This window comes from Adlercreutzia sp. St.1H8, assembly GCF_059728655.1.
This window is the reverse complement of record NZ_AP039376.1, coordinates 2,779,308-2,802,511: the sequence shown is the minus strand read 5'-3', so window position 1 is coordinate 2,802,511 and position 23,204 is coordinate 2,779,308. Positions and strand designations below refer to the sequence as shown.

Sequence of the window (23,204 nt, the reverse complement as noted above, 5' to 3'; positions counted from 1 at the left end):
GCACCGATTGCGCCGCCTACCCCACCACGGCCGAGTACGGAACGGGGTCGGAGGTGCGCCCCAAGGCCCACAAGGTCATGGTCATCAAGCCCTTCGCCGCCACCGTGGAGGCCTACGCCCACAAGCCGGTGGGGGTGCGTCCCAACGAGACGAGCGCCGCCGATCAGACCGCGCCGCTTGAGGTGGCCAACTACTCTGAGGATGTGGGCTACCGCTTCGTGGTGGCCAACCGCCAGCACGCGCGGTCGGACAAGACCATGGTCACCCTGGACATCGAGAGCCTGAGCGGCCTGCTCCCCGCGCCGGTGAGCCGCGTGATGGGTTACAAGACGCGCACGCTCACCTTCACCGAGGGGCTGTTCTCCCTGGGAACCGTGGCCCAGGCCGACGGCACCGAGGCCTCGGCGCTCAAGGAGGCGCGCTTCTTCTTCCGCTCGGCCTCTGGCACGGCGAACATGGGCGCGGCGGTGGACGTGACGCTTACCGCGGCCGAGCTCAAGGCGCTGCTGGATGCGAGCGCCACCTCAGGCTCGTTCACCATCGACTTGTCCACGGGCGCGTTCGCCGCCTTCAAGGACCGCTACCTGGAGCGCGTGGAGATCGAGTACGCCGGCATCGACCCGGTGGCCGCCGGCAAGGAGGTCACCGTTACCGCCCACGGCACCGCCAACTGGTGGTACAAGCGCGTGAACGGGAAGGACTACGACAACCTGGACGCCCGCGCCCGCGTCATCCAGCAGGGCGCGCTGGACACCAAGGGCGCCTTCGACAAGGCGTCTGCCTTGCAGGTGTTCCGTCCCGCGCTGGAGCTGCACACCTTCGGCCAGTACGGCGAGTGGGACTATACCGACACGCACACCACGGGCGATGCCGCCAGCATGGATGGCAGCCGTACCCTCACCACGGTGCCCTACGACCGCGACTTCAAGCTGTTCACGCGCCTGTGGAACCAGCGCGGCTACTCCACCCTCGACGACGTGGACGTAAAGACCACGCTGCCGCTCAAGTGGGAGACGGGCATTGCCCAGGCCGACGGCTCCACGGTGAGCGCCTGGACGGGATTCCACACCACCAAGATCACCGTTGCCCACCCGTTCCTCGAGTGCTTCGAGGACGAGGGCCTGGTGGGCACCGTGGTGCTCAAGGGCTACGTCGATGATGACGGGACGACCGCGCGCGAGATCGTGCTGGAGCCGGCCGATGACTACGTGCCTGGCGCCGGCAAGCTGCCTACGAAGTTCGTGGTGAAGAGCAGCACCGTGACGCCGGATGCGTCCGATCCTGACTATGCGCGCCTCTCCGAGCTGGCGGTGACCGATGACGGCCTGGTGATCGGCGAGGAGTTCCTCTACTTTTGGGGCATCGCCAACCTGGCGAGCGCCGAGCTGCACAGCTGGAAGAACATGGACTGGGAGCACAGCGCCGCCGGCAAGGAGGCGCAGACCTTCACCTTCGACGGCTACACCGACGCGAACTTCGCCACCACCGAGCGGATGACCACCACGGCCACCAACCACCTCAACGGCATCCGCGAGGCCCCGCTCGGCAGCGACTACGAGGTTCTGCGCCGCGACGGCTCCGACATCTACGTGTCGAAGATGTACTTCGACACGGTGAGCCGCTCGGGCTTCTGGGACGACGGCACGGGCACTAACGGCACCGACCGGTTCAACCAGGGCACTGATGGCTCGTGGGACTCCACCCATTGGAAGGCGGACAGCTACACTGCCGGCGGCGAGAGCAACGGCGCCTTGGATGCGGGCTACAAGGCCCAGGTGTCGCTGCTCGCTGACTTCCGCCAGGTGAACAGCGGGCCGGGCGCCCAGTCGTATGCGCCCGAGTGGTCGTGCCACACCGAGCAGGGCGGCGCCTCCTACGTGGGAGCCCTCACCTACAACTCGGGCGCGCTCATCCACCTGACTCAGACCATGCCGGCCGGCTACTTCGACGCCTACTACGTGAAGGTTCGCAGCGCCGCGGTGCCCTACCTCAGGGGCATCACCGTCACCTACAAGAACGGCGACAAGCTGTACGTGAGCGAGCAGGAGATCCGCGACGCCTGGGCGAGCGGCGAGGCGTTCTCCAAGCAGACGGACGTGGACGGCAAGAAGTACTTCCGCCTGAACCTGCTCAAGGCCAACGCCGCCGGCCAGCCCGAGGCGAGCTTCGGCAGCTCGGCCGAGGCCGACCGGTACGCCCGCAAGGACGGCATCACTGACTACCAGAACGTGGGCGAGCCGGGCAACCCGGTGACGAGCATCACCTACGATGTGTCCATCAACCAGGCGCAGTTCGCCGGCGGGGCGGACAACCTGTTCGCCGACGGCACCTTCGAGGCCTCGGGCGACGCCTGGCAGAGCGCAGGCCAGCCCGACTACGGCACCTGGTACGGCGTGAGCAACGGCGACTGGGCCGACTGGCTCAACAAGATGGCCTTCGAGACGACGGGCCGCACCTACGCCGTGACCAGCGGCGACGGCGTGAACGTCCAGTCAAGCGTGACCATGGAGGTAGGCGGCGACCTGTCGGGCAACGTGCGCCCGCAGCACAAGGCCGTCACGCGTTATAACGCCCCCAAGGGCCCCAACTCCTCCGATATCAAGAGCAACTGGTCCTACCAGGACTACATCTGCCATGATAGCTACTGGAGCCATCACCACATGGAAGGCCGCATGCGCCACCTGGTGACCAACCAGCACCTCATCGTGCATGAGGACGGCAACTACGTGCGCAAGGACACGGTGACCAACGCCGCCGGCGCCTACGGCAACCGCCTGGGCAACTACGGCTACGAGGACGCGCGCTTCGCGGACGACTACCACTACGCCATGTCGTTCTACCGCAAGAACATCCGCTGGTTCTACAGCAGCACCGACTACCGTTCCGGCGACGACTGGTACGATACCTACGCCTCGTTCGCCGACCGCGTGACGCTCCATGACACGCTGCCCAAGTGCATCCCCGACAGCGACCTGGAGTACTACGGCTACCTCTCCACCGGCTTCCACTTCCTCAAGGACTCGGGCGTGTGGAAGCACCTGTCCGACTACGAGAACGCCTCCATCACGCTGACCACCCGCCAGTGGGATGCGGCGGGCGACAGCTACGTCGAGGGCACCGCGCGCACCATCGTGGTGCGCCGCGACGGCCAGTACGAGGTGACCTACGACGGCAGCGGCGCCATCACCGGTCAGGCTAAGCTCAACGACCAAGGCCTCGACTATATGGTGGCCAACCCCGGCTCCACCGGCGACGGCTTCCTGAAGTTCGGGCGCCCCGACGAGCGCGAGGCGGCGGTCATCGCCAACGCCTACGGCACCTACACCACCAACCCGGATGGCACCGAGGACTATAACCGCACGGGCGCCGAGCCGGCCACCGTGCCGCTCAAAGAAAACGAGTTCGTCACCTCCTACGTGATGGATCTGGGGCCCTACTACGGCAACGGCGACTCCACGTCCGAGATAGCGGGCAATCCCGTCGACCGCGACGCGGCGGACGCGGCTACCGACTTCTACCTGCTCGGCCGCCCCTACATCTACAAGGGCGAGAAGAACCCGCTCACCGGCAGCGTGAGCGACAAGGCCGACGCCACCAACTCGTTCAACGCGCGCTACTACCGCTACGCCGACCCGCTCAAGCCCCTGGCCTCGGGCGGCTGGAAGGCCAACTCCAACGCCGGCGTGGAGCACCAGGAGTCCGACCAGGGCTACTACCTGGGCTACCTCATCCCGTTCAAGGACAACTACAGCCTCAACGCCAAGAACAACAACGCCGCGGACGTGTCGATGTACGACTACGCGCGCGACAACAAGACGCCCAACCTGGCTGAGTTCGAGGCGCGCTTCTGGAACTCGGAGGACGAGGACATGGGCCTCGCGTTGGATGCGCGTCCCGACGGCCCCAACCGCATCGCGCACATCAGCCACGCGCGGCTGACGAGCGAGCTGCACGACACCTTCCGCCTGCAGAAGGTGTACGTGCCCGCCGAGTTCGTGCCCGATCACACGGGTCACGACGTCACGTGGTTCCAGGCCAACAAGTTCACTCTGACCATCCGCAACACGGTGGGGACGACCACGCTCACCAAGGACGTCGTGCTCACCTGGAAGGATATGCGCGACGCCGGCATCCTCTCCGACGCGCCCCTGGCCTCGGGCGATCATGCGGGCGACTACGTGATTGACGTGGAGAAGTACCTGCGCGACCATGCCGACGAGCTGACGCTGTCCTATCAGGCAGTCGACGCCACCAACACCATTCCCGGCTTCAAGGGCGACGCGACGGTGGACCTCACCTACGCCAAGCCCGCAGTGGCCAAGGTGTCCTTTGAGTTCGACTCGCCCAACGCCGACCGCGCCAAGCCCGAGACCATGCTCGACTCGGGCGAGTACCTCTCGCCGCTGCGGGAGCGCAACCTGACCGCCTCGGCGGGCGCGACCTCCCAGCTGGTCGACCGCGACGGAAAGGCGCTGCCCGCGGGCACCCAGCCCCACTACACCTACGCCTTCGACGGCGTGTACGTGGATCGCACCGTCGGAAACTTCAAGGCCGCCACGGCCACCACGGCCACCGACCTGGAGGCGGGCCGCTGGGACTACACCTCAACGCCCACCTTCTGCAAGGACGGCAACGACTTCGATACCTGGAAGCTGCCGAACAAGCTGGTGGTGGACCAGGTGGCCACCAAGGACCCCAACTTCAAGGCCCTGGCCGACCAGTCGAAGAACACGGCGGCTCCTACGGCCAACTACCTGCTGTCGCACCGGCTGGCCATCATGGAGACCTCGCTCACCCGCGGCAAGACGGTGCAGACCGACGCGGGCGCCCAGACCGTGTTCGCCTACGACTTCGATGACCGCTCCATCACCACGCCGGTGAGCTACGACCCCGCCTCGGGCGAGGTGTCGGACATCCCCAACGGCGACGTGTACGCCGGTGACTACATCGAGTACCTGCTCTACGTGGGTACCGACGAGTGGCTGGACGAGGCCGCCAAGGAGCCCTCGCTGCCGCTCGAGCAGGTGGACGCCCGCTTCGACACGGCTCCCGGCCAGCGCGTGGTGGGCTGGGAGGTGGCCAAGGTACAGAAGGCCGACGGCACGTGGGTCAACGGCAACGCCACCGGCCTGGACGTGAAGGCCTTCCTCTCCGCCGACGACGGCTCGGCCCAGCGCCCTGCGCCCGAGAAGACCGACCTGTCCCTCGACGCCGGCGCCGAGGGCCTGAGCCAAAACCGCGACCTGCTGTTCCAAATTGGCGAGTACGATGCGGCCGACCCCGATGCCTCGGGCATCGCTCCGGGCAAGGGCCTGTGGCTGCGCGTCATCACCCAGGCGACTGACGAGCTCAACGACGATCCGGACTACCACGACGACGGCAACACGGCCTACGAGGACGACAACCCCAGCTACCAGAACCAGACGGTGGAGTCGAACTTCTACGCCGTGGCGCGCCCGAAGCACGGCTACACGCAGTACCGCGCCACGAGCCTGAACCACGGCAAGGGCGGTCTGGACTGGGAGAACAAGACCGGCTATGCGACGGATTCCACGAGCCCGGGCAGCGCGCTCGAGCCCATCCGCTACGCGTCGGTGAACGACATCGCCCTGCGCTACGACGGCAAGGGGCAGCTGGCGGCTCGCGACTACTCCAACATCCGCTTCCACTACCACAAAGACGATGTCATCAAGCTGGACGCCCAGTTCACCACGAACACGCCCTCCAACCCGGCCGTGCCGGCCGACGGCGACGGCAACCCGGCCCAGCTGACGGTGAGCGACATAGAGAACTACACGCGCCACACCAACGACCTGCAAGTGACCGTGCGCTTCACCGACGGCAACGTGGGCGGCGATCCCTCGGGCAAGGTGCTCTTCGAGCTGACCGAGACGCCCAAGATAGCCGCGTCCAACAAGACGGTGCTCACCGAGGGCGGCGCCGTAGTTGACCTGCGCTATCCGAAGGACATGCCGGCTAACGGCGTGGGCCCGGTGGAGGGGGAGGACGGCAGCCTCGTGCCCGGCCGTCCCGCCATCAAGGTGGAGTACTTCGACTCCGGCTATCCCGCGGCCACGGCCGATCCCGCCGCCTACGCCCTGCAGCCGGCGGCCCTCATGACCGGCACCGATCTGGCGCGTGCTGCCTCGGCGCCGGGCAAGTGGGTGAGCTACGCCGAGCTGGTGGCGCGCTACGGCACCGCCACGCCGGATGCGACCGACGAGGGGCACTCGGCCAACGGCAACCTCTTCCGCAAGGTCACCGGCGTGCGCTGGACCTACTACGACGTGCCGGCCACCAAGGACGGCGCGGCGCCCTACGAGCTGGAGGACGTGGCCCTGGTGGGCGTGGGCCGCTACGCGGACCTGCGCGCCCTCTCGGCCCAGCTGCCCAGCAGCGAGCAGGCCAACAGCTGGACTCCCACCGACGCCGCCGACCTGGCGCTGACCCACTACCATAACGAGTCCACCGTCCTCGACTTCTACGACGACCCGGTAGCCGGCGCGGCCCCCGCCCTGGCCGCCCCTGGCGCGGCGGTCGAGCACGGCCAGTGGCTCACCAAGCAGGACGAGGGCGCCACGCGCACCCTCAAGGTGTACCGCCGCACGCCGGTGATGCAGTTCCAGGGCCAGGTGTTCCAGACCGAGGCCATGGCCGAGGCGGCCTGGGACGTGAACGCCGCCCAGAAGCTCGGCTACGTGCCCGGCGAGCAGTTCTGGTACAAGAACTCGCTCAAGAACGTGCCCAAGGGGACCAACCCCGGCATTCGCGAGCTGGAGGGCGAGCTGTACAACCCCGTGCTCTACGAGCGCATCCCCTCCGACTACCTGAAGACGACGGACGGCGGCCAGATAGACGCCGCCTACCTGGAGCGCGTGCTGCAGGTGCGCTGGACCGACCGTGACGGCGACGACGTGTCCGCCGCCCGCCTGAAGGGCATGCGCCTGAAGGTGGAGGCGGTGGCCGAGGGCAGCGGCGAGGCGCTCGACTACGGCGGGGCCATGACCTACGCGCGCGCCGCGGCCACGCGAGGCCACGCAGGCTATCGCGCCTTCACCGACCTGAACCCCACGGCGGCCAACGCCAGTCGGCCGACCGAGTTCACGCTGCTCAAGATATCCTGGGTGCCCGATGGCGACGACGCCGGCAGCGAGGTCGACCCTGATGATGCGGCCAGCCGTCCGGTGGACGTGGCCACGCCGGGCAACTCCCGCATGGAGGTGGGCGACCTCATCGAGGTGTGGTTCCCCGTGCGCGCGGCCGTGGACGGCCTGCCCCAGGTGTACCTGGACCTGGGCGCGACGGGCGCCCTCACGGGCAATGCGGGCGTGGAGCCGGCGTATTTCCCGCGCATGGGCGAGTACTACTACTATCCCTACGCCTACGGCAACAGCGCCTCGGGCCGCATCAACCAGATGAACGGCACCATCTTCGACGGCACCCATGAGATGGGCAGCCCCGTGTACGTGAACACGGCCAGCAACCTCATGGACCTGGACTCCCTGCTGCTGGACTCGGCGTTCTCGGGCGACAAGGCCGAGCAGACCGACGTGTGGGAGATGTTCGACGGCTCGCTCACGTGGATTCCCGGCGTGGAGACCACCCACCAGCCCTACTACAACTGGTGGGACGTGAACAACTGGGGCGAGGAGGGCTCTCGCGGCATCTTCCTCGACGAGGACGTGCGCACCGCGCGCAACAAGCAGCGCGTGCGCTACACGCCGCGCCCCTACGCCGACACCGTGGGCGACGCCAAGGGGCTGCTGCCCTCCAGCACCCGCTACGAGGGCTGGTGGGACAGCGGCAGCGCCAACACGGGCGGTACGGCCCAGGCCAACGACAACGGCTCGTCGCTCACCAACCGCTACGTGCGCGACTACTACTCGTTTGTGACCAAGGCGCGCACCCAGGGCGACATGGACAGCCAGACCGAGCGGTGGGGGAGCACCGTGCCGCTCGTGTGGAGCGAGACCCGCGTGCATATGCAGAAGGCGTGGCTCGCCACGTCGAGTGACTTCATCACCGACCAGGACGGCGACGCCAAGGCCTCGCGCAAGTACCCGAGCGGCGTGGACAGCCGCTACCGGTGGCGCGTGGGCGACTACGACTACGCCGGCCAATGGCTGCGTGACCGCTCCGGCCTCATCAACGGCCACTACGTGACGGCCCTCGAGTACAACCAGGACTTCACGAGCCAGCTCATCGCCTACAACTACGGCGACCGCACGCTCGACGGCGTAGAGTTCACCTACGTCATGCCGCGCGGCGTGGAGCCCAAGTTCACGGGTAACGCGGCGGCCGACGGCATCGACATGGGCGACCTGGCGGCGCTCTCGGCCCTCTTGAACGATGAGGCCACGGCCAAGGCCTACGTGATGACGAACCGCGGCACGCCGCAGGATCAGCAGTACGACCCCCACGTGTCCGACAAGACGTGGGATCCCATCGACCAGGCCAAGGTGAAGATCGAGGTGCTCCAGTCGCCGGCGAGCGCCTACGCCGGCTACGACGCCCCGAGCGCCGCCCAGGACCCGGGCGTCTACCGCAGCGGCGCCACGCCCACGGTGGCCGACCTCTCGGCCGATACCGAGAAGTCCACCTACACGAGCGTGCCCTCGGACAGCGCCAACGCCCACAGCACCGCGTACCGCGACAGCTCCCAGCCCTGGGTCATCCGCGTGACGGTCGAGCACGACCTGGGCAAGTGGTACGGCCGGGCCATCGACGGCACGGACGCCAACGCGGCCGACCCGGACGAGTATGGCGACAACGGCTACCAGATAGCCGTCAACCTGGCCTCGCACGTGTTCGGCAGCAACGAGGACGGCGCCTGGTACGACCGTTTGCTCACGCGCCCGGTGGACGTGAAGCCCGCGGGCGACGACACAGCAGCCGGCCAGGAGCCGAGCAAGTCGAGCGCCTACTACCAGGTGATGGACGTCGATCACTTCGAGGGCGGCCACCACGAGGGCCAGAAGCATATGCAGGTCTACGGCATGGACTGGAAGGAGACCATCAACACGCGCTGGCTCCGCGAGCAGGACTACCAGCAGCTCTACGGCTCGCCCAACATGCCGTCCATCAACGGCTACACCATCCAGAACGCCACCGTGCGCACCGATGAGGGCAACGCCATGGGGTCGGTGGCACGCAACGACGGCTTCGACGGCTTCTGGAGCGAGGCCTACAAGGGCGGGGATGCGGCCGTGGGAGCCGATGCGGTGGTGTACGCCCAGACGGGCACCCGCGCCGTGCAGCGCAAGCCGCTCGTGCGCGTGTGGAACACCATCGGCGAGAACGGCGTGTCCGGCCCTTCCACCGACTACTACCTGGCGGCCGAGACCGACACGCGCCAGCTCAACATCCACGTGGAGAACCGCTACTGGTGGGATCAGTACGCCCGCTGCTCCTGGCGCAATTCGGTGGAGGAGCGGCGCACGGCCAACTACACCACCAACGGCGGCCAGAAGGGCGACCTCATCCTGCCCGTGGTGACCACGGTGCTGCCCGAGGGCATGGCTCCCGTGCACCGCGGCACGCGCAAGCCCTACGGCGAATGGCCCGGGGTGGAGCAGGAGATGGATCTGGCCGACTGGGACGCGGCCTACTCCTACAACGCCTACGCCGGCAACACTGCCGAGGTGACGGACAACGAGGACAATGCCTGGAAGGACGCCAACTTCCGCGCCACGGTCACCTACGAGCAGGTGAACCCCGAGACCTCCTATGACGATGACGAGCCGCAGTACCGCTTCGTGGTGCGCTTCACCGCGAAGGGCGACGACCTCGACCATGCCGAGGATGCCGAGCAGCGCATCCCCGCGCTGGGCATGGACACGTTCAAGTTCGACATCTCCCTGGTGGAGGAGCCGGAGTGGCCGGAGGAGCCCGATCACCTGGAGGCGGGGCGCGCCAACGAGAACATCCGCACCTACGTCACCTCCAAGATGACGGGGTACCAGTTCCTCACCGACAACGACATAGCCAACAACCCCTTCACCGTGGGCGCGCCGGCGCGCTACCGCGGCGAGACGGGCGTGGGGGAAAACGACGACTGTGGCGTGGTGGATCGCTACTTCGACAAGCGCCTGGACGCGCCGGTGGAGTCGTACCGATACCAATCCCAGAGCCAAGATAGCTGTTATCGTGGCACCCATAACGACACCACGCCGCGCATCTCCTGGTCCTACGAGCAGGACGCCCATCGCCCGGCGGACTACCAGGATTCTTCTTACCACAACACCTGGACTCGCTTCATGGAAACCGGCGCCCTGCCCCGTAACTACTACAACGACGGCACCCAGACGCGCGAGGGCGTGCAGAACAGCCCGCTCACGGGCTACTTCGGCAAGTACACCGAGACGGGCGGCACCTACGGCGCCGGCCTGAAGTCGGTGGCGCTGGCCGGCCCCGAGGGCGACAAGGGCCTCAACGCGTCGGACTACACCTTCCGCCGCCAGTATGCGCTCTCGTCGGCCACCACCCAGGGCCTCAACGGCAACGATGCGGCCGAGGTGACCGAGAAGTTCCAGGCCAAGACGGCTGACGCGCCGCGCACCCACACCGATGCGGGCGTCTACGCCACGCTCAAGCTGCGCTTCGTGTCGCCCACGTTCAGCTCGTCCTACGAGGCGGAGCTGGAGCCGGCCGACCGGCCGCGCGACGACGACCCGGCCACGTGGTCGGGGGCTTCGACGTCCACGGGCAAGGGCGCCCAGGGCACGAACGTGCTCAACAACGACGGCACGGTGAGCGCCGCCGGCGACCCGGACAAGCCCTTCGAGTACGCCGACACCCCCTGGTTCGCCGCCACCCTGCGCTGCGCCAACCCCGACGGCACCGCCAGCGTGGGCGGCCGCGGCGCGCTCAACCACGGCAAGCTCGTGTTCGCCCTGTACCTGCCCGACTTCGTGACCTTCTACGACCACGACAAGCTGGTGAACGCCGAGGACGACGCGACGGGCGCCTTCGAGCGCTACCTGGCCGACTACGAGGGGGACGACTACGCGTTCTACGTGGAGCGCACCTATAAGGACCGCCACAACGGCAACGCCGTCACCCACGAGAAGCTCACCCCCAAGCAGCTGGTGGCGCGCGGCTGGACGGTCAACGTGACCACCCAGCCCGCCTACGACGAGAACAACTTCACCGACCCTGACTACGGCAAGCCGGACGCCGACGACCCGACCGACGTGCCGGACGACCCCACGGTCAAGCCCAAGGCCCACGAGGGCGAGGTGGTGGTGTTCGAGCTGGCCCCGCCCGACGACGCCTCCGACGAGGAGTTCGACAAGTACGACAGCCTGCTGGCGGCCTACTGGGGCGGCGTGCACCCCGATGGCTACCTGGGCTACCAGGACGTGGTGACCCTCAAGGTGCGCACGCGCGTCGACAGCCTGGGCTCGGAGGAGTCTGCTACCGACGGCATGCTGGTGGACGGCCGCCCCGTGAGCTACAAGGAGCAGATGGACACCATCCGCTCGTGGGACGGCGAGAGCTGCCAGGCCTACTACACCACCGAGGAGCGCCAGCTCCAGTGGATGCAGGGCGACGACTGGGATCACACCTACGCGGCGGGCGACAAGGCGGGCACCACTGCCTCCAAGCCGGTGCGCCCCGACGACCCGCTGGCCGACTTCGGCGTGGACGACTTCGCCGCGCAGTCGCCGGTGCGCTTCTTCCTGAGCGGCACGAAGGCCCAGGATAGCCCTGCCTACGTCGACCAGGTGACGGGCGACGAGATGCCCGCCATCGACCTGGACTGCGACGGCGAGTACGACGACGTGTACGTGGGCGCCCAGGCGGGCTGGTTCCGCGTGCGCAAGCCCATGGCCAGCGTGCGCGCCGACACCGCGGTGCTGCGCCGCCAGATCACCGACCCCGACTTCACCACCGTTACCTTGGCCGACGACGGCCATGACGGCGGCAACAACCAGTTCTACCTGACCCAGGCCATCAACACCGGCGGCGCGGTGAACAGCTTCATCGTCGACTGGCAGGTGCCGTGGTGGTCCACGGGCGACTCCACCATCACCGACGCGCCGTTCCAGAGCAAGACGACGCCCATCGGCCGCATCGAGCCGAGCATCGCGCGTGTCAACACGGGCGTGTGGGAGGTTCCGGGCGCCGCGTACAAGTACGTGGATGCCGCCGGGGCCGAGGTGGACGCCAGCACGCCGGGCGCCCGGCGCGTGCCGGCCAACGAGGAGGCCGAGACCGAGAGCAAGCTGCGGGTGTTCGTGTACGTCCGCAAGGCTCCCAACGACCCCTCCGCCGCCCTGAACGGCTATGACGAGCAGAACGGCGCGGCCTACATCGACCATGAGAACTTCGCGCTGCCCGGCACCGATGCCGACCGCGACTACTTCTACGGCGAGGACGACGCCGACGACTTCAACACCGCTGACGGCAAGCAGGGCACCTGGCGGCTGGTGGGCAGCCGCGCGGGCTACGCCGTCTCCGACAAGCAGAACACCGCCATCCCCATCAACTCGGCCGGCAACGAGGACGTGCGCCAGGTGCGCTGGGTCATCAAGGCCGTGGGCGAGGACGGCGACGTGTCGAGCGACTACGAGTCGCACGTGACGCCGGTGCCCCACGGGTTCCGCCTGGCGGTGGACGCCATGCCCGACGACCTGTCCACCCCCGAGAAGGAGGCGGCCACCAAGGGCGCCCAGGAGGCCGACGACATCGACCCGAACCGCAACAACATCGGCTGGCAGTGGTACACCATGTCCAACGGCGACTACCTGCTCAACGCCGACGGCGAGAAGATGCTCAAGAACGGCACCGACATGCCGACCACCATCACCAGCAACGCGGCCGGCGTGCTGAGCCATACCCGTGTGAGCGAGGACCCCACCATCCAGCAGCGGCCCATCCCCCTGTACGAGAAGATGCGCAAGGGCACCCACCTGCTGGCCACTGGCGTGGACGACGGCATCTCCGTGTTGGCCGAGGGCGACGTGACCGGCGCTACCACCGCGTCCCACATCAACCACTTCGTGAGCGCCGTGCCGCGCTACGACGACACCAAGTTCGTGGAGGCCGAGCGCGACCGCGCCGGCTTCTACCGCGACCCGGAGTTCCCCTACATCAAGATCGACATGAGCCAGTCGTACTTCTCGGGCAACTACCGCACCGAGTACTCCTGGAGCACCGGCACCCCCGCCATCGACCCCGGCGGATCGCGCATGATGCGCTACTCCGTCCAGCTCACCAACTTGAGCGCCGAGCAGCTCGCCGCCCTGGGCGTGACGGGCGCGGCCAAGGTGGACTACTGCTCCAACCCGCAGATATCCATGCTGCTGCCCTTCATCGAGGGCTACGGCGCGGCCACGGCGCTCAGCGACGCGGACTTCCGCTACGTGCCCGCCTCGGAGGCGGCCAAGCCGACGCACCCGCTGAACATGGCCTACAAGAGCGTGGCCGTCACCCGCGACGAGCCCATCCTGGACAAGGACGGCAACCCCGTCTACATCTTGGATGGGGACGGGAACAAGATCCAGAAGACCGACGAGGACGGCAATCCGGTGTTTGACGAGGACGGCAACCCGGTGTGGCTCGTGGAGATGGACACCGTGGTGGTCACGCCTGCCCAGAACCTGAACGCCGTCAAGCCCATGTGGACCTACCGCGTGGTGGACGTGTCCGACGATCTGACCACCACCACGCCTGCCGACGCCTCTGGCGTGAACGACGTGCGCCTGTCTGACCCGCGCATCGGCGGCAGCCTGCTCATCGAGGACAAGGCCGGCTCGGCCACGGTGAAGACCCAGCGCAAGTTCATGAACTGGCGCTTCACCGGCGCGCCCTACGGCGACGGCACCCTGCGCAAGGGCAGTCTGGACATGGGCCAGGCCGTCATCGTGGACATCCTCATGCCCATCCGCTCGGACGCCAGCTCCGCGGTGAGCCGCGATCTGCTGATGGCGTCCAGCTACGCCTACAAGGACGGCAACTTCAACGGCTACGTGCCGGCCATCCAGACCACGGCCGACCGCATCGCGCTCGAGCGCGACTCGCGTGACGTGAACCTGGACGGCAAGACCGACCAGAAGATGGTGTGCATGCAGCTGGCCGCCCTCGGCTTCGTGTCGAGCGAGACCATCAGCCAGAAGAAGGAGTCCACCACCGACCTCAACTCCATGTTCAACGAGGCGGTCAACGGCCCGGCGGCCGCGCCGGAGGGCTCCAGCTACACCTACGAGATCTCCGCGCTCAACGTGGGCGCCGACGCCGAGAAAGCCAAGGGCTACATCCGCACCGCCTTCATGGACATCCTGCCCTACGAGGGCGACACCAAGGTCAAGCAGCTCATGGACGGCGAGCCGGTGGGCCGCAAGTCGCAGTGGAACGGCTGGCTGGACGACCTGGACTCCGTGAAGCTCGTGATGATGGATCCGCTGGACGAGGACAACCCCAACGGCCGTGTCATGGTGACCGAGGGCGCCGAGCGCGACCTCGAGGCGAAGCTGTGGGTGGGCCCCATCGCCACGCGCGGCGGCAAGCTGGTGCCGCTGCCCGAGTCGGGGATCACGCCGCCCTACGCCCAGTCCGGCGAGACCCAGGAAGACCAGTACATCATCGAGTGGATGGACGCCATCTCCCAGGATGACGCGGGCATGGCCTCCATCAACATGGTGAACCTCAACACCCTCAAGCAGTACGTGGAGGATCATCCCGACGAGGCCGAGAAGCTGAAGAAGGCCATCCGCTTCGTGTGGATGCGCGTGGTCAACGACAACTCCAACCTGCCGTGCCAAGGCTACATCCGCCTGAGCTACGACCTGCGCACCCCGCTCAACCTGCCCAAGTACAACGGCACCCTGACGGGCGACCGCGACTTCGACATGAACGAGGTGGACGGCCAGCCTGACGCCAACCCGGGCCTGGCCGCGCGCCTGGCCGAGGTGACGCAGTGGAACACCTACGCCCAGCGCCAGACCACCGGCGGCGCGTCGGGCAGCACCTCGCTCAAGGAAGAGGTCATGGCCGGCGTGTTCGTGGACGCCCCCGAGGGCCGCGGCTACATCGGCGACTACGTGTGGCTGGACACCGACTGGAACGGCCTGCAGGACGACACCCTGGGCGAGCTGACCACCGACGGGCTGGGCCGCTCGACCACCTACCACAAGGCCGACAACGGCCGCTTCCTCCTATCCACCGACAAGGAGATCGACCCCCAGACGGGCGTGTGGACGGGCCTCTACGGCAACGGCCAGCCCACCTCGGCGCTGTTCAAGGACGTGAACTTCGACGGCGTGGCGGAGGATCCGGGCGTCAACGGCGTGAAGGTGGAGCTGCTCAACGAGTACGGCTGGCCGTGCAACCGCGACGGCGAGGTGGCCGTGCTGCGCAACGACGACAAGACCGGCTTCGAGGACCGCTGGGTGGTGGCCGACCCGCAGACGGGCGTGCCCCTGCGCAGCGACCTGGACGGCTACATCAGCGCCGACAACGGCGAGCCGTACTCCTACGTCACCGAGAGCGACTACTACGACAACAAGGGGTACTACATCCTGTCCAACCTGAAGCCCGGCAAGTACAAGCTGCGCTTCACGTTCCCGCAGGAGTACGCGTGGTTCTCGCTGACCACGCAGTCCATCGGCCCGGACGACGCGCGCAACCCGCTTTCGGTGGAGCGCAAGAACAACCAGATGATCGCCACCACCACCAAGGCCATCGACGTGGAGGCCGTGGCCTACGACAAGGACAAGTTCGCCGCCGGCGAGCCCGATCCGGTGCATGAGCGCTACGACGCGCGCATGACCAGCTACGACGTGGGCCTGGCGCGTCCGGTGACCATCAACGGCGTGGCCTTCCGCGACGACATGCTGGAAGACCTCACCGAGGAGGATCCCGACGACATCAACGGCGTTCTCGACTGGGTGGGCGCCGACTGGGACAACGCCGACAAGCTGACCACCGAGGAGCTGATGGCCTCGGGCACCGAGCAGAAGGAGCTGCGCCTCCAGAACATGCGCGTGGTGGTGCACGAGTACGATCCGGAGACGGACACCTACGACCCCGAGCCGGCCATCACGGCCGACGGCGTGGCGGCGGCCTTCAACACCGACGCCCAGGGACGCTTCGAGTTCCGCCTCATTCCCGACCGCCACTACGTCATCACCTGCGAGGACAACCGCCAGCGCTTGCTCAAGCCCACGGTGTACACCTGGGCCAACGGCGGCCCGCTGGAGATGCCGGGCGCCAACGGCGTGTGGGACAACGACCTGAAGATCGTGGGCGGCGTCAACCAGACCGCGCCCTTCGAGCTGAAGGTGCCCGTGGACGATGCGGGCCATGCGGTGTACGAGAACGCGGGCCAGCAGTGGCTCGGCTTCAAGCACTATCGCAAGTTCGCCCTGGGCTGGGTGGACGGCACCAAGGGCTACCTGGGCGACTACGTGTGGAACGACGAGAACTACAACGGCGTGCAGAACGGCACCGAGACGGGCATCGCCGGCGTGAAGGTGACCCTCGAGCAGTATTGGTGGCGCCCCAACGGCCACGAGACCGGCACCGACGGCATCGACGGCGCATGGGTTCCCGTGCCCGAGGACCGCATGAGCGAGCGCCTGAAGGCCAGCCTCACCCAGACCACCACGCCTTCCGGCAGCTACATGTTCAAGGGTATCCCCACCTACGTGCCCGACCCGGAGGCCTCGCCCAACATCAAGGACGAGGACAAGAAGAAGTACCTGGCGGGCTATCGTCTGCGCATTGACCGCGAGCTTCTGCGGGGGCTCTCGGCCGACTGGGCGCTCTCGCTGCGCAACCGCGCGCTCGACGAGGACGGCAACCCCGACGAGAACCTGGACTCCGATGCGAGCAGCACCGTGCGCGCCATCCCCGCGCACCAGCAGACGCTCACGCCGGCGCCCTTCGCGGCGGACAACGCCTTCTCCTACTACCTGAACGAGGGGGCCGGCAGCACGGTTGCCGACGAGGACGTGGCGCCGGACGGCATGATCGTGGTGGCCGACCGGTACCAGGAGGGCACCTCGCTTCCCGAGAACTCCGTGCTGGTGGGCGAGGGCAGCCGCTTCACCCGCTATGACCTGGCGGCGGCGGTGCGCGTGGATCACTGGGACGCGGGCCTGGTGGAGGTTCCGCGCTCCACGGTGACCGGCCGCGTGTGGCAGGACGAGGACTACGACGGCATCCAGTCCTTCGAGGCAGAGGTCGACGAGGACGGCAACGAGGTGATGGACGCCGAGGGCAACCCGGTGCTGGTGGAGCCCGGCGTGCCGGGGCAGGTGGTCACGCTGACCCAGTGGTTCTACGACCCGGCCCGCACCAACCCCGACGACGGGGGCAGCCACTGGTTCCGCAACGAGGCCTTCGGCGCCGATGACCGCACCGGCGTGCGCGCCGTGGACGAGAACGGCGTGCCGCAGGAGGATGCTGACGGCAACCCCTTGTGGGCCGGGCCCGTGGTGACGGGCGGCACGGCCGCCAACGGCGTGGTGAGCGTGCGCACCGGCGAGGACGGCACCTACGCCTTCGACAACCTGCCGACGGCCTACACCGATCCGCAGGGCGCCCACTTCCTGGCGGGCTACCGCGTGCGCCTGGCCGAGCTCAACCACAGCGTGGACGCCAACGGCAACGACAACTACTGGCTGCTGTCGCGCTACCATGCGACCGACTCCGACGCCGCCGACGAGGAGGGCGCCGCCGCGTCGACGGGCCTTGACTCCGATGTGCCCGATTCGGTGGACTCGCTCGTGAACATGGTGGTGCAGGGCCGCGAGGCGTTCAGCGCCGACAGCACGGCCTTCGGCACCCGCGCCCATGACGGCCAGATCATCCTGGCGGGCGAGGTGGAAGCCGACGGCTACGAGCAGTGGCGCGACTCCCACGTGCAGCTGGGAGCGGGCGAGGTGCTCGTGTCCGACGAGGACGCGCGCGCCTTCGACTGGCTGACCACCCGCGTGGGCGAGGACGAGGCCGTCGACGGCGGCGACGTGGGCCAGCTGCCGTCCCCGGTGCGTGACATCGTAGGCGTCATCTGGGACGACGTGGTGAACGACGGCATCCAGTCCGACGAGTTCGAGCGCGACGAGAACGGCGCGCTCGTGATGGGCGACGACGGCAAGCCCAAGCTGCTTGAGCCGGGCGTGAACGGCATCCAGGTGACGCTGGAGCGCTACGTCTCCGACGGCGCCGGCGGCTGGGAGGACGACCTGACCTGGGCCACCCAGGACGAGTGGGACGCCTACCGCGCCAACTACACCAATGGCCTGGGTGCGCCTGACCGCGGCCACAACCAGCAGACGGCCAAGCGCGAGGCGGCCGACGGCGAGCTGAGCGACGGCGTGTACCGCTGGAACGACCTGCCCACCCAGACGCGGGTGGACGGCGAGGTGCGCGTGTACGCCTACCGGATGCGTGTCACCGAGCCGCGCTACAAGACCCGCGGTTTCCTGACGGCCAAGTACGAGCGCGGCGACGACCCGACGCTCGACTCCAACCTCAACTACCACGACGCCTACCTCATGAAGGTGGACGGCTCGTCGTCGGGCGAGTACACCGTGCTGCTGGACGTGGCCGACGGCTCGTCGGTGGCCAGCAACAAGGTCCAGGCCGGCAACTCGTACAACGACAACTGGAACCTGGGGCTCATCGAGCGCCCGGCTGAGGCGGCCCGGGCCCTGGCGGCCCTGGGCGAGCCGGCTGCCCCGCGTGACACCGCGCCCACCGAGCCGGTGCTCACCTACGACGCCGCGAAGGGCTCTGACCGCGCCTACAACGACGGCGGCGTGCGCATGCCCCAGAGCCAGGTCATCTCCGGCTACGTGTGGAATGACCGCAACTACAACGGCCTCATCGACGAGGGCGAGCAGATGCTCGACGGCAAGCGCGTCATCCTGCGGCCGTGGGTGTGGGCCAACGGCAAGTGGAACGAGATGCCCGAGAGCGAGAGCATCGAGTTCATGACGGGCGCGGCCCTGAGCGGCTCGGGCCCCGCCGACCCGCAGCCGGGCGATCCGGGCTACGAGGCGGGCAAGCCGGGCTACTACGAGTTCCGCGACAGCCCGGTGTGCACCAACTACGATCCGTACGACCCGGACGGGCAGAACTACGATCCCGACAAGCAGTTCCTCATGGGCTACACCCTTGAGGTGCAGGGCGAGGGCGACGCCGGCGTGACGGGCCTGCCGGTCACGCGCCTGCTGGCGCAGCCGGCGAAGGCCGATGCTGACGAGACGACGGACGACGCGGCCGACGCGCAGGCCCAGGCCGACGAGGTCAACTCGAAGGCCCATCGCCCCGGTGATGCCTCGCTGAGCAAGGACATCGTCACCCCGCTGGCCTACGGCGCGGGCAACTATCCGCTCGCCTGGGGCGAGCCCAACCACTTCGAGGAGCCCGACTTCTCCGGCACGGCGCGCGTGGCGGCCGATTCCGACGGCGGCTTCTCGGTGGTGGACGGTCGCATCGTCATCGCGGCGCCCACGACCAAGGCCGAGGCGACCGACCTGTACTACCGCGAGACGACGGCCGGCGGCTTCGACATCTCCGAGGGCCGCGACGAGCTGCGCCTGAACGCGGGGTTCGGGCCGTTCCAGACCACCGTCATCCGCGGCATCGTGTGGGACGACGAGAACTACGACGGCCTGCGCAACTTCCGCAACCCGCTCATCGACGCCGAGGGAACCACCCCGCCGGTGTCGGTGATCGACCAGGAGGAGCAGCCGGTTCCGGGCCAGCGCGTGTTCCTGACCCAGTGGTACCAGCATCCCGTGACGGGCGAGTGGACGCTCAACAAGAACTTCGGCTCCAAGCTGCCCGAGGTGGGCGACTTGACTGCCACCGACACCTCGGTGACGGTCAAGCGTGTCGTCGACGGCACGGAGTACGCCATCTACCCGACCGCCGGCCTGGCGCCGGGCGCGTTGCCCGACCTGACCACGCTCACGTGGTACGGCGATGACGGCGCGGCCAACCCGTGGCCGGGCAAGGAGGGCGTGTTCGAGGGGCTCGACCCGGCCGTCGAGTACGCGGTGATCTGCCGCCACGTGGCCGCCCGTGACGAGCTGTGCGAGACGCCGATGATGGTCATGACCCTGGGCGCCGCCACCGTGACGGGGCCCTCGGGCACCGTGCGCGTGTCGGCCGACTCCCTGGAGGTGACGGCCCCGCCGGCGGGTGACGCGCCCTACGGCTGGGAGTACACGCTGGCCGACGACCCGACGAGCCCCGATGCCGTGTGGGTGGCGGGCGACGAGGCGGGCCGCGTCGTGTTCGACGGGCTTGAGAGCGGCCGCTCTTACGCGGTGACGGCGCGCGCCCGCGGCAAGGAGGCCGTGGAGGGCCCGGGTACCGAAGGGCCCGGCACCGACGAGCCCGAGCCGGGTCCGGGGCCGGACGGCCCGGATGGCCCGGGCGATTCGGGCACCGATCCGGACGGGGGCGACGGCGGTGACGCCGGGACTGCGGGCGACGGCGGCGAGCCGGCCGGCCGCGCGGGTGCGGATGGCGCTGGCGACGGCGATGCCGGCGCCGGTGACGCGGACGGCTCGGGCGACGGCTCGGGTGACGGCTCGGGCGACGGCGACGGCAGCGGCGAGGCCGTGCCGCCGGGGCCGCCGCTGGCGCCGGTGACGGTCGTCACGCTGCCGGAGGGCGCGGGCTCCTCGGTGGGCTACGTTCCCAACGGCACGACCACGCCCCAGCCGTCGGTGACGTCGGCGCCCCTGGGGGCCAAGGCGTCCACCACCGACGCCCAGGGCATCTACGCCTTCGAGGGGCTGCCGAGCTACCTCCAGCTGGATGCCGCGGGCAATCCGGTTGCCCATGAGGAGCGCGGCGCCGCTGACGACGTGTGCCTCGTGGCGTACCGGGTGTCCCTGGGCGAGCTGAAGCCCGGGTTCGCGCCCAGCCGCTACGACGTGCCCAAGGCAGGCGCGGACGACCAGCGCTACGACTCCGACCTTACCCGCGACGAGGGCGGCCGTCTCGTGCTGGCCGAGCACTTCCTGGACGGCGCGGCTAAGCTGGCGCGCAAGGACGGCTACGTGCTGACGAGCGTGGAGGCCGCGGCTGGCGACGGCCATCAGTACGAGGACGCCTACAAGAGCGTCACCTACGACACCCCCAAGGCGCTGGCAACCCAGCGCGGCGGCGATGCCGGCGTGAAGGAGGTCTCGACCACCCACGTCTCCGGCATCGTGTGGGACGACCTCAACCACGACGGCATCCGCCAGACGGGCGAGCGCGGCCATGCCGGCCAGGCCGTCGTGCGCCTGACCCGCTACTGGTACAAGCCGGAGGGCGTGACCTCGGAGGCGCCTGACGCCGGGACGCCCGATGGGGGAGACCCCGATGCCGGCGCGCCCGGCGGCCCCACGACGCGGGACGCGGATGCGGATGCCGGCCCGGATGCCGGTGACGGCGGCACGGGCGATGCCGGCACGTCCGGTGGCGCGGGCGATGCCGGCACGTCCGGTGGCACGGGCGACGACGATCCGGATGCCGGCCCGGGCGCCGGTGACGGCGACGGTGCCGACGGCCCGGCCGCTGGCGATGGCGCCGACGAGGAGGAGGCCTTCGGGCCCGAGCCGCTGTGGGTTTACGACCGCGCGTTCAACGGCGAGGGCGAGGACGCCTACCCCGACCGCGAGCGCGTGGTTGAGGCCGACGGCACCTACCGCTTCGACGACCTGCCGGCCACGGGCCTCCAGGTGGTCGGCGGCGAGGAGATCCAGGTGGTCTACGGCTACCGCGTGAACCTGGTGGAGCTGCCGGCGGGCTACGACGCCACCCCGCGTGACCGGGGCGGCGACGCGACGGTCGACTCCGACCTCGATGACGCCACCACGCGCCTCATCCCCGACGAGCCGGTGGACGGCCTGATCCTGCTGGCCGTGCGCGAGCAGCCGGGCGAGGCGGCCGAGGTGCTCATCGAGGGCCCGCAGGGCGCCAAGTGGTCGACGGCCACGGTGGAGGAGAGCGAGCATAACGACGCCGGCGTCGCGCCCTTCTCTTCGGCCCTCATCAGCGGCTGGGTGTGGGAGGACGCCGACAAGGACGGCATCCAGCTGGAGGACCTCTCCGACGTGAAGTACCCCGGCATGGTCGTCACGCTCGAGCGGCGCTCCACGTCGCTGACCGACGCGGTGGCCGACGGCTGGCACAGCCGCACCACCGATGGCGTGAAGGGCAGCCATCTCGATCTGAGCGGCGAGCCGCTGGAGAAGGCCCCGCGCACCATCGAGTGGTTCGACCTCGGCCCGGCCGAGGGCCCCGACGGCCCGACCGATCCGGATGAGCCGAACAAGCCCGAGGAGCCGGGCGGGCCCGACGGCCCGGCCGATCCGGAGCCCGGCCCGGATGACGGCCCGGATGGCCCCGACGCGCCGGACGCCGAGGGCGACGAGCCCGGCTTCCCCGACGCGGCTGCCGCCGAGGATGGCCGCCTGGTGATGGACGAGCCCCTGCTGGCCATGGTTCGCGCGCGTCTGGCGGCCGGGGGCTCTGCGGGCGGCAAGGACGACGCCGGCGCCTCCGACAAGAACGACGCCGACGACGATCCGGAGGAGGTCATCGACCCGAACGAGCGCGTCGAGTTCGACGGCATCCTCTCGGAGGGCACGTGGGAGAAGGCCGGCCAGACGGTCACCGACGAGGACGGCTGCTATCGCTTCGTCGTGCCGGTGGTGGACGCCCAGGGCAAGCCCTACCAGTACCGCCTGCGCATGGACAAGCCTGACGGCACCGAGTACGTGCCGCTGAACGCCGGCGACAGCGACGCCCTCGACAACGAGTGGGCGCACCTGAACCTGGTGGGCCAGCGCGTGCCGGAGCACGAGGGCGTCACCGACGTGCTGGCGCCGCTGGGCCGCAAGGCCTCGGGCCCCAACGCCTACGGCCTGACCTACGCGACCTTCGCGCCAGCCAGCTGGGCGCGGCATGAGGACGGCACGGGTAATCCGGTTGACCTGGGCCTTCACACGCCCATCGACCCGGAGGAGCCGGAGGATCCCGATAATCCGCCGAGTCCCGATGACCCGCGCAATCCGCTGACGCCCGACCGGCTGCCGCGCGACCCCAAGCACCCAGTGCTGCTGGGACTTCCCCAGACGGGCGACGACGTGAGCTGGATCCACCTGGTGCTCACGGCGGCAGGGGTTTCGGTGGCCCTCATCTTCCTGGCGCTGCTCTTCGGGCGCCGCAGGGAGGAAGAGGAAGCCTAG

1 protein-coding gene (only partly in view) is annotated in these 23,204 nt (G+C 68.8%); it reads left to right on the top strand.

The genetic code is table 11. The annotated features are described in order from the left end of the window. A protein-coding gene (locus AC6I0Y_RS11060; RefSeq protein ID WP_497731940.1) for an SdrD B-like domain-containing protein crosses the window boundary here: on the top strand, nt 1-23,204 show its 3' portion. 4,315 nt of this gene lie to the left of the window's left edge; 23,204 of the gene's 27,519 nt are visible here — the last part of the coding sequence; its start codon lies off the left edge, out of view; the stop codon is at nt 23,202-23,204.